General features: G+C 64.0%; 6 protein-coding genes. 3 read left to right on the top strand and 3 right to left on the bottom strand.

All coding sequences use genetic code 11. From position 1 onward, the window contains the following. Positions 1–418: 418 nt before the first annotated feature. A complete protein-coding gene (locus SOX55_RS03220) occupies positions 419–1,786 on the bottom strand; it encodes a CCA tRNA nucleotidyltransferase (RefSeq protein WP_325285995.1) in 1,368 nt (455 codons plus the stop codon). Positions 1,787–1,967: 181 nt separating this feature from the next. Between SOX55_RS03220 and murC the strand changes: the two genes are divergently transcribed. The 3 genes from murC to SOX55_RS03205 are packed head-to-tail and all read left to right on the top strand — an operon-like array spanning position 1,968 to position 5,294. Beyond that, entirely contained in the window at positions 1,968–3,350 is a 1,383-nt protein-coding gene (gene murC / locus SOX55_RS03215) for a UDP-N-acetylmuramate--L-alanine ligase (RefSeq protein WP_325285994.1), read from the top strand. A 5-nt stretch (positions 3,351–3,355) separates the two neighbouring features. Then, the gene (locus SOX55_RS03210; RefSeq protein ID WP_325285993.1) at positions 3,356–3,895 is read left to right on the top strand and encodes a prolyl-tRNA synthetase associated domain-containing protein; all 540 of its coding nucleotides are present in this window, start codon (positions 3,356–3,358) and stop codon (positions 3,893–3,895) included. 19 nt (positions 3,896–3,914) lie between these two features. Then, a complete protein-coding gene (locus tag SOX55_RS03205; RefSeq protein WP_325285992.1) occupies positions 3,915–5,294 on the top strand; it encodes an MATE family efflux transporter in 1,380 nt (459 codons plus the stop codon). Positions 5,295–5,722: 428 nt separating this feature from the next. Here SOX55_RS03205 and SOX55_RS03200 read toward each other — a convergent pair whose 3' ends face one another. Together SOX55_RS03200 and SOX55_RS03195 are read right to left on the bottom strand one after the other, a co-directional pair. Then, entirely contained in the window at positions 5,723–7,012 is a 1,290-nt protein-coding gene (locus SOX55_RS03200) for a Na+/H+ antiporter NhaC family protein (protein ID WP_325285991.1), read from the bottom strand. Positions 7,013–7,045: 33 nt separating this feature from the next. Continuing rightward, the gene (locus tag SOX55_RS03195) at positions 7,046–7,606 is read right to left on the bottom strand and encodes a 4'-phosphopantetheinyl transferase family protein (RefSeq protein WP_325285990.1); all 561 of its coding nucleotides are present in this window, start codon (positions 7,604–7,606) and stop codon (positions 7,046–7,048) included. Between the last annotated feature and the right edge of the window lie 226 nt (positions 7,607–7,832).

Genomic DNA, 7,832 nt, shown 5'->3' with positions numbered 1-7,832 from the left:
ATCTCCGTCTGGTGCTTTCATTTCGTTACGTTGTTTAATTTACAAGGTACACGCCGTTCTCGGCGGAACGTTACTGATTTTAGCACATCGGCCCGCCCTTGTCAAGAACTTTTTTCAGGTTCTTCACCGGACTTTCGACCGATTCGCCGCCGTTCAGCAACTTTTTGATGTTATCACAAGAAGCTCGTCTTGTCAACAGGTTTCATCGGCTTTTTTGTCTCAACCCGTTGGTTTTCCGTGTCTCTCGCGACGACTTCGTTAGGATACCAAACCTTCTCTCAAAAGTCAACACCCATTTTCCCGGTTTGTGCACTATTTCGACAGCCTTTTTATTTTTTCCATTAACTGGCGATTTTGGCCCCTTATCAGTAATATTACAGATATCAGGCATTAGCTATACTTATTATAATCTTCCATTTTACAGGGGCTTTTCGTCAATTTTACCGACTGCGTCTTCCCGCGGCCCGTTCTTCCACTCCTTTACCGCCTCCAGAAGGACTTCCGGTTGGTTTTCCAGGGTCCCGTCCACCACGGCGTCCAGCAGCCGCTCCAGCCCGCGGCCCACCGCAGGTCCCCGCAGGCCAAGCGCCAGCAGGTCGCGGCCGTTTACCGCCAGCTGCTTCAGGGAAAAGCAGGCTTCCTGCCGCAGCAGGTCCTCCAGCAGGGCTTCCGCCGCGTCCAGTTCCTGCAGCCGGTGCCGCCAGGCGGGAGCCTGGGCCAGATTGTCCGCCCGCTTCACCGCCAGCAGCCGCCGCAGGTCCCTCTCCCCGAACTTCCGCAGCGCCCGGCGCAGCGTTTTTTCCTCCGGCGGGAGCAGCCGGTCGTGATGGTCCACCAGCGTCACAATGGTCTGCTTCCGGTCATGGTCGAACCGCAGGCGGTCCAGAATGGTCTCCGCCATCCGGCGGCTGACGGTGTGGTGGCCGTAAAAGTGGCCCACTCCCGCCTCATCCACCGTAAAACAGGCAGGCTTTCCCAGATCGTGGAGCAGCATGGTCATCCGCAGCACCACGACCGGCGGCGCGGCCTCCACGCTGTGGAGGGTATGCTCCCAGACGTCATAGCAGTGGTGGGGATTCCGCTGGTCAAAGCCCACGGCGGGCAGCACCTCCGGCAGGAACACGCCCACCACCTCCGGAAACTGCCGCAGCACCCGGGCCGCCCCGGGGCCCACCAGCAGCTTTTCCAGCTCCACCCGGATCCGCTCCGCTGCCACCTCTTTTAATAAAGTGGCATTCCGGCGGATGCTGTCGGCCGTGGCCGGATGGACGGCAAAGTCCAGCACCGCCGCGAACCGCAGCCCCCGCAGCATCCGCAGCGCGTCCTCGTCGAACCGCCGGTCCGGGTCCCCCACGCACCGCAGCATCTTCCCTTCTAGGTCTTCCCGGCCCCCGAAGGGGTCCCGGACCTCTCCCGTCTCCGACAGGGCCATGGCGTTGACGGTGAAGTCCCGGCGGCGCAGGTCCTCCTCCAGGGAGCGGGTGAAGGTCACCTGCTCCGGGTGGCGGTGGTCGGCATAGACCCCGTCACAGCGGTAGGTGGTGATCTCCACCGGCCGCTGCTCCGTCCGGACGGTGACGGTGCCGTGGCGCAGCCCGGTGGGGACTGCCCGGTCCCCGAACAGCGCCATGGTCTCCTCCGGCAGGGCGGAGGTGGTGACGTCCCAGTCCCCCGGCCTCCGGCCCAGCAGCAGGTCCCGGACGCAGCCGCCCACGCAGTACGCCTCCCGGCCCGCGCTTCTCAGTTTTGTCAGGACTTCCATCACGTCCTCCGGAATCTGGTACAAAACCTCGCCTCCCCGTTGCATTTCCGCTGAGGGTATACTATAATAATTGCCGCATTTGTGATATTCTGTCACCAAAGCGGCTATGATTCTCTGAAAGGCACTTTGCCCTATTCCTGATTATACAATAGAAAACCATGTGTTTGCAATCGGCGGCTTTGCCGCCAGAAGGAGCAGATCTGATATGATGAACAATCCCAATCCCATCAGCGAATATATCCGTCCCGGCAAGCGCGCCCACCTTGTGGGCATCGGCGGCGTGTCCATGTGCCCCCTGGCGGAGGTGCTCCACGGCATGGGCCTGGAGGTACAGGGGTCCGACATGACCGAGAGCGAGTCCGTCCTCCGGCTGCGGCAGCTGGGCATTCCCGTGACGGTGGGCCACAACGCCGACAATCTGGGGGACTGCGACTTCGTGGTCCGCACCGCCGCCGTCCATGACAGCAATCCGGAGATCGCCGGCGCCGTGGCCCGGGGCATCCCTGTCTACGAGCGGGCCCAGGCCTGGGGCGCCATCATGCGCGGCTACCCCAATGCCCTGTGCGTCTCCGGCACCCACGGAAAAACCACCACCACCTCCATGTGCACCCACATTTTCATGGCTGCCCGGCAGGACCCCACCGTCATGATCGGCGGCACCCTGCCCCTGATCCACTCCGGCTACCGGGTGGGCAAGGGCGACACCATCATTCTGGAATCCTGCGAGTACTGCAACAGCTTCCTCAGCTTCTTCCCCACCGTAGCGGTGATTCTGAACGTGGAGGCCGACCACCTGGACTTTTTCAAGGACCTGGCGGACATCGAGCACTCCTTCCACCGGTTCGCGGAGCTGGTTCCCCCCGCCGGCCACGTCATCGCCAACGCCGATGACCAGGGCGCCATGGAGTCCCTGGAGGGGCTGGCCCACCCGGTGTTCACCTTCGGTCTGGATCACCCCGCCGACTGCACCGCCGCCCACATCGCCGAGGCGGAGGGCTGCCCTGTGTTTGACGTGATGGTCCGGGGCGAGCGCTACGCCCACGTGACGCTGCGCGTCCATGGCCGCCACAACATTCTCAACGCCCTGGCCGCCGCCTCCGCCGCTTACCTGCTGGGCCTGCCCGGCAGCGCCGTGGAGGAGGGCCTGGCCGGCTTCACCGGCGCCGCCCGCCGCTTTGAGCGGAAGGGCACCTATCACGGCGCCGACATCTACGACGACTACGCCCACCACCCCGACGAGCTTCACGCCCTGCTGGAATCCGTGAAGGGTCTGGGCTACCGGCGGCTCATCGTGGCCTTCCAGCCCCACACCTACTCCCGGACCATCAGCTTCTTTGACCGGTTTGTGGAGGAGCTGAAAACCCCCGACGTGGCGGTGCTGGCGGAGATCTACGCCGCCCGGGAGAGCAACACCACCGGCATCTCCTCCGCCGACCTGTGCCGCAACATCCCCGGCTCCGTCTACTGCTCCACCCTGGACAAGGTGACGGAGGAGCTGGCCCGGCTGGCCCGGCCCGGCGACCTGATTCTCACCGTAGGCGCCGGCGACATCTACCGGGCCGGTGAAAAACTGCTGGAAAGGGCGTGAGGGGTATGGAAATCTCTCCCATCTGTCACAACACCCGTCCCGACGGGGAGCTGCTGCCCCAGGAGGCGGCGGCCTTCGGCCTGCTGGAGGAGCTGGGCATCGGTTATGACCGGGTCTCCAGCGAGCCGGCGGACACCATGGAAAAATGCGCTGCCGTGGGGGCGGCGCTGGGCCTGCCGGTATGTAAGAACCTGTTTCTGTGCAACCGGCAGAAAACGAAATTCTATCTGCTGGCCATGGCGCCGGACAAGCCCTTCCACACCAAGGACCTGAGCAAACAGATCAACTCCGCCCGGCTGTCCTTCGCGCCGGAGGAGCAGCTGTGGGAGCTGCTGCACTGCACCCCCGGCTCCGCCACCATTCTAGGGCTGATGAATGACACGGAGCACCAGGTGCAGCTGCTGATGGACCGGGAGATTTATGAGCAGGCCTGTTTCACCTGCCATCCCTGCATCTGCACCAGCACCCTGAAGCTGAAAACCGCCGACCTGCTGGAGAAGTTCCTGCCCCGCACCGGACACAGCGTCACGGTGGTGGAGCTTTGAGCCGGAGTGCCGGACGGCCATGAAAACAAACGTTTCAAGCCGGCAGGCCAACAGGAGCGAGGCGCTGCTGAACGGCCCGGTGGCGCCCACGCTGCTGTCCTTCGCCCTGCCGGTCATTCTGGGCAATATCTTCCAGCAGCTGTACAACATTGTGGACGCCATTGTGGTGGGAAAATTCCTGGGGGACGTGCCCCTGGGGGGCATCAGCATCGCCTCCCCCATGATGGACATTCTCTACGCGCTGCTGCTGGGCGGAAGCATCGGCGTCAGCGTTCTGGTGGGCCAGCTCTGCGGCGCCGGACAGTGGGACCGGCTCAGACGGGTCCACGCCACCGCCCTCACTGGCGGCGTGGGCATCACGCTGCTGCTGGCGCTGGCGGGTCTGCTGTCCGCCAGGCCGGTGCTGCTGGCCCAGGGTTCCTCTCCGGAGACGGTGGACCAGGCCATGCACTATCTGTACATCATCCTCGGCGGGCTGGTGTTCTGCTTCCTCTACAATTATTTCGCCGCGGTGCTGCGCTCCTGGGGCGACTCCCGGACGCCCTTTGTGGTGCTGCTGGTCTCCTCCACCCTCCACGCGGGGCTGGACGTGCTGCTGTGCGGCGTGTTCCGTTTCGGCATCCGGGGCGTCGCCTGCTCCACGGTGTTCTGCCAGGTGTTCTCCACCGTCTGGCTGGTGCTGTACACGGAAAAGCGGTGTCCCGCCCTGCGCCTGACGCGGCAGGACCTGCGCCCGGACCCCACTCTGGGAAAGATGATTCTGGGGTATGCCTGGGCGGCGGCGCTGCAGCAGGCGGTGGTGATGATCGGCCGGTTTCTCGTGCAGGGCATGCTCACCCCTCTGGGGGACGCGTCCCTCACCGGCTATAACATGGGCATGCGGGTGGAGCAGTTCCTCTTCTGCTTCTCCCAGGGCATCAGCGCCGCCATGGTGGTGGGCCTGTCCCAGAACCTGGGCCGGGGCAACCTTCAGCGGGTGCGCCGGTTTTTCCTCACCGGCCTTTGCGTCGAGGCCGCCCTGGTGGCCGTCATGAGCACGCCGGTTCACTTCCTGGCCCCCCGGCTGATTCACCTGTTTTCCGACAGCCCCTCCATCATCGCCGCCGGCGTGCAGTACACCGGCACCATGGCCTACCTGTATCTGTTCGCCTACCTGGGCGAGGCGATTCAGGGCTTCTTCCGGGGAATCGGCCGGCTGCGGCTCACCATGCTGGCATCCATTCTCCAGGTGGTGCTGCGGGTCATTCTGTCCTATTTCCTGGTGCCTCTGTTTGGAATCCGGGGAATCTGCGCCTCCGTAGCCACCGGATGGATCCTGCTGGTTTTCATTGAGGGAAGCTACAGCCTCCGCGCGGCCAACTCCATGAGCCGCGCCGCCGGGCCGGACAGGCAGGATTGACGCCGGCTTCCCCCGGTTCCCGCCGGAAACGACAAAAAGGCCCGCCTTCCCAAGGGAAAGCGGGCCTTCAGCTTGCAAAGAACCTCCGTTTGGGGATAAAAGAGGTTGTTTTGCAGGGGGAGTACGAGGGGGAAAGCGGTGAAGCGCCGCCAGTGGCGGAGAAAGCGAACCGCTTTCGAGGATGCGGCACGATCAGCGGCCCCGGCGGGGCCGGGGATCGTATTGCCGCAACGGTGCCCGGGAGTCCTCTCGTGTGGAATCGAATGCCTGCAAAAAGCTTGCGCAGCAAGCGTTTGCGCCGCATAGCGGCAGCTTTTTGGCCTGCACGGCAGGCAAAAAGCGAGGCATTGTTCAGGCTGTCGAAAAGTTCTCTGGACTTTTTCGACAGCCTGAAGCCCCGCCTTCCCAGGGGAAGGCGGGGCCTTTTTTCACTGCTTCCGGTCGCCGATGAACAGGATGAAGCCCACGGCGCACACCGCCATCAGGTAGGGGTAGAACAGGTAGGGCAGGAAGTCCACAGCGGACATGCCCGCCGCCGCCAGTCCCGCGCCGGACACGGCGTACAGCAGCTGGGCGCCGTAGGGCAGGATACCCTGCACCACCGAGGCGAAAATGTCCAGCAGCGACGCGGTGCGCCGGGGGTCCACGCCGTACTCGGTGCTGATGTCCCTGGCGATGGAGCCGGTGAGGATGATGGCCACCGTGTTGTTGGCCGTGGCCACGTCCACCGCCGCCACCAGGGCTGCAATTCCCAGCTGGGCGCCCTTCCGGCTCCGGATGTGTTTCCGGGCGAAGGACAGAATGGCGTCGATGCCGCCGTACTCCCGGATGAGAGCGCTGATGCAGGCCACCACAATGGAGATCACCGTAATGTCATACATGCCGGTGATGCCGTCCCCCAGGCCCGCCAGCAGCTCCGTCGGAGACACGCCGGTGGCGACACCCACCAGCGCCGACAGCACCGTGCCCACGATGAGGACGCCGAACACGTTGAACCCCAGCAGCGCCCCCACCAGCACCACCACGTAAGGAACCACCCGGACGGCCCGGAAGGACTCCATGGCGATGGCCGCGTCCATCCGGGGCGTGATGACCAGAAACAGCAGGAAGGTCACAACGGCCGCCGGCAGGACGATGAGGAAGTTCATGCGGAACTTGTCCTTCATCTCGCAGCCCTGTGTCCGCACCGCCGCGATGGTGGTGTCGGAGATCATGGACAGGTTGTCGCCGAACATGGCGCCGCAGATCACCGCCGCCGCGCACATGGGCAGGGAGAAGCCGGTGGAGCGGCTGATGCCCGCCGCGATGGGCGCCAGGGCAGCAATGGTGCCCACGGAGGTGCCCATGGACACGGAGATGAAGCAGGCGATGAGGAACATGCCGCACACCGCCAGCCGGGCCGGCACCAGCGACAGCAGCAGATACACCGTGGAATCCGCGCCGCCGGCGGCCTTCACCGTGCCGGAAAACATGCCCGCCACCAGGAAAATCAGGCACATGGTAACGATGTTGTCATCCGCCAGTCCCCGGGCGGCCACGTGCATCTTCTCATTGAAATTCAGTCCGGGGTTCTGTACAAAAGCCACCATCAGCGCGATGAGAAATACAAAGATGGTGGGCATGGCGTAAAAGCTGCCCAGTGCCACGCCGCTGCCGATGTACAGCACCAGAAATACCCCGATGGGCAGCAGCGCCCGCCAGTTTCCCTTGTTTGTCATGTCTCTCTTCTCCTTTTATTCCCTCTTGTTCTGTTACCGCTGTTCCGCCGCCTGCAGCAGCGCCGCCAGGGAGCAGCGTTCCGCCCTCTCCGGAATCTCCTCCATGGCGGACACCCCGGCCGCGTAGCCGGGAAATGTCTCCACATAACTGAACCGCTCCCCCGGTTCCATGGCCGTCTCCGCCTGCAGCTGCGCCGTGATGCCTGCTCCGGTGCGCTTGCCCCGGGCCTCCCGCCGCACCCAGCTGCGGAAAAAGTACTCCCCCTCCAGGCCGAACCGGCGGGCCAGCCGGGGCGGCGCGGGCCGCACCAGCTCCAGGTCCGCTCCCACCGGCCGGTCCGACAGCGCCGCCAGCACGGCACCACGGGTGTGGCTCAGGCTGAAGCAAAGCCCCGGCGCATCCGGGAAGTACGGTTTTCCCGACGGCTCCCGGGCCGCTGCCGGAAGGTTCCCCTCCAGCGCCAGACCCAGCAGCGCCCAGGCGTACAGCGACTCCGGCTGCCGGGGCGAAACCCCCGGCGCCAGCAGCCGCCGCAGCAGCCGCTCCTCCTCCGGGGTGGGCGGAGCGGAAAACGCCAGCGTCAAAAGCCTCATCTGTTCTCCTCCCGCCAACAAATTTCCACAAAAATGCATTCTCATTGTACCCGATCCGTATTTTTCTGTAAATAGGCAAAAAATTTTTACGCAAATTGCAATAACAAGTTGGACACCCCGTGGTAAAAACCTTGCTCACGGATGGAGCCGCAGGATCTATCCGTGAGCGAGGTTGCCGCAGCCGTCAGGCTGCGTAGACAGCGTCCAGAAAATCCTCAAAGAGTTC

Source organism: Dysosmobacter sp. (genome assembly GCF_034093755.1).
GTDB lineage: Bacteria > Bacillota > Clostridia > Oscillospirales > Oscillospiraceae > Oscillibacter.
Note: the sequence above shows the minus strand (reverse complement) of the source record. Positions and strands in the feature narration are given on the sequence as shown.

Bases quoted from the DNA above. Each gene is read 5' to 3' on its own strand.
- murC (WP_325285994.1), top strand. From the start codon at position 1,968: ATGATGAACAATCCCAATCCCATCAGCGAATATATCCGTCCCGGCAAG.
- SOX55_RS03200 (WP_325285991.1), bottom strand. From the start codon at position 7,012: ATGACAAACAAGGGAAACTGGCGGGCGCTGCTGCCCATCGGGGTATTT.
- SOX55_RS03195 (WP_325285990.1), bottom strand. From the start codon at position 7,606: ATGAGGCTTTTGACGCTGGCGTTTTCCGCTCCGCCCACCCCGGAGGAG.
- SOX55_RS03210 (WP_325285993.1), top strand. From the start codon at position 3,356: ATGGAAATCTCTCCCATCTGTCACAACACCCGTCCCGACGGGGAGCTG.
- SOX55_RS03205 (WP_325285992.1), top strand. From the start codon at position 3,915: ATGAAAACAAACGTTTCAAGCCGGCAGGCCAACAGGAGCGAGGCGCTG.